This is a genomic window from Priestia sp. P5_B4, from assembly GCF_056400385.1.
On sequence record NZ_JBFULJ010000861.1, the window covers coordinates 1 to 1,633 of the forward strand.

At 38.6% G+C, this 1,633-nt stretch carries 3 protein-coding genes; all 3 read left to right on the forward strand.

Going from position 1 to position 1,633, the window contains the following annotated elements; translation table 11 throughout:
- Positions 1-620, forward strand: a 620-nt coding sequence (locus AC1DRF_RS26795; protein ID WP_477742165.1) for a sensor histidine kinase, incomplete at its 5' end; no start/stop codon positions are given.
- Position 621: 1 nt separating this feature from the next.
- On the forward strand, positions 622-1,302 hold the full coding sequence (locus AC1DRF_RS26800; RefSeq protein ID WP_477742166.1) for a response regulator transcription factor: 681 nt from the start codon (positions 622-624) through the stop codon (positions 1,300-1,302).
- A gap of 113 nt (positions 1,303-1,415) precedes the next feature.
- Positions 1,416-1,633 (forward strand): metal-sensing transcriptional repressor (locus AC1DRF_RS26805; protein WP_477742167.1); only part of this gene is annotated, 218 nt, incomplete at its 3' end.

Below are 1,633 nucleotides of genomic sequence, written 5' to 3' on the forward strand. Positions count from 1 at the left end.
ATTTAAAGGGATATGCAGACGTTGCGAGAAGGCCTGCTAATACACCGCAAGAACGTGATAAATATCTTGCTATTGTGGARGAAGAAGCGGAAAGAATTTCACAGTTAGTCAAAGATTTGTTTCAGCTGGCGCAGCTGGATCAGCACACGTTTTTTATTCAAAAACAAAAAGTAGAACTGGCTACGTATTTGCACACCATATGCGCGCATTTTCATTTAGCTTTAAAAGAAAAAGAGATGGAGCTTGACATAAGCTGCCCTCAAAGTCTTTACATTTCACTAGATCCTGAAAGATTTCAGCAAGTGATTATCAATTTACTTGATAACGCAATGAAATATTCAAAAGAAGGAACTAAAATTGAGGTAATTGTAAAAAAATCAGTTGAATCATTGACAATAACCCTTAAAGATCAAGGAATAGGCATTCCAGAACAAGATCTGCCTTACGTATTTGACAAGCTGTATCGAGTAGAAAAATCTCGCTCGAGAAAAAGCGGAGGATACGGATTAGGCTTATCAATTGTAAAAGAGATTGTAGAAGCTCATGGAGGAGAAATAACAATCATAAGCGAGAGGGGAAAAGGAACGGCTGTAGAGATTGCATTAAGAGAGGATGGATAGGATGGCCACTATTTTATTAGTAGATGATGAAGCAAGGATGCTGGATTTACTAGAGCTTTATCTGCTGCCAAACGGATTTACATGTATAAAATTTGAAAAAGGCACAGAAGCGCTGCGCTATCTTTATGAAGGTAACAAAGCAGATTTGATKTTATTAGATATTATGATGCCAAGCGAAGATGGGTGGGAGATTTGTCAAAAAGTAAGAAAAATGTCTGATCTACCGGTCATTATGCTCACAGCCCGCAGCCAAACGTTAGATGTAGTAAAAGGATTAAATATAGGAGCAGACGACTATATTACTAAACCGTTTAGCGAAGAAGAATTGGTTGCACGCATCGGCGCGGTTCTTAGACGTTCCTTAAAAGAAAAGAATGAAATCACCTATAAAGGCTTAGTGTGGAGCAAGGAAGACCACGTATTACAATATAAAAATCATTACATTCAAGTGACCCCTAAAGAGTTTGAATTAGTGGGATTACTTCTTCAGCATTTAAATCGTGTGTTCAGCCGAGACGACTTGCTTGTGTTAGTGTGGGGATATGAGGCTGAGATTGGAGATCGTACTATTGACTCCCATGTGCGAAATGTTCGGGATAAGCTTAGAAAAGCGGGTTTTCCTGTAGACGAATACCTGCAAACCGTATGGGGAATAGGCTATAAGTGGGTTGATGTTAGTTGAAAATGATATGAGCATAGCTATCGAAATTGGTGGAAAGATAAAGTAAGCGACCTTTTCCCTTTATATAGGGTAGGGGGGTATAGTATGATGAAGTCATGAAGGGAGGATGTTAGATGGTCGAAGCGAATCACATGAACAGTGAAGAAAAATGTTGTACGATAAATAGTGAAAGAAAAAGTCACCATTCTCCAGAAGTGAAAAAAAATCTAACAAGCCGATTAAATCGAATTGAAGGACAAATTCGAGGAATTAAAGGATTAATCGAGAAAGATACGTATTGTGACGACGTGATTACTCAAATCGCAGCTGCGCAGTCTGCCTTAAATAGTGT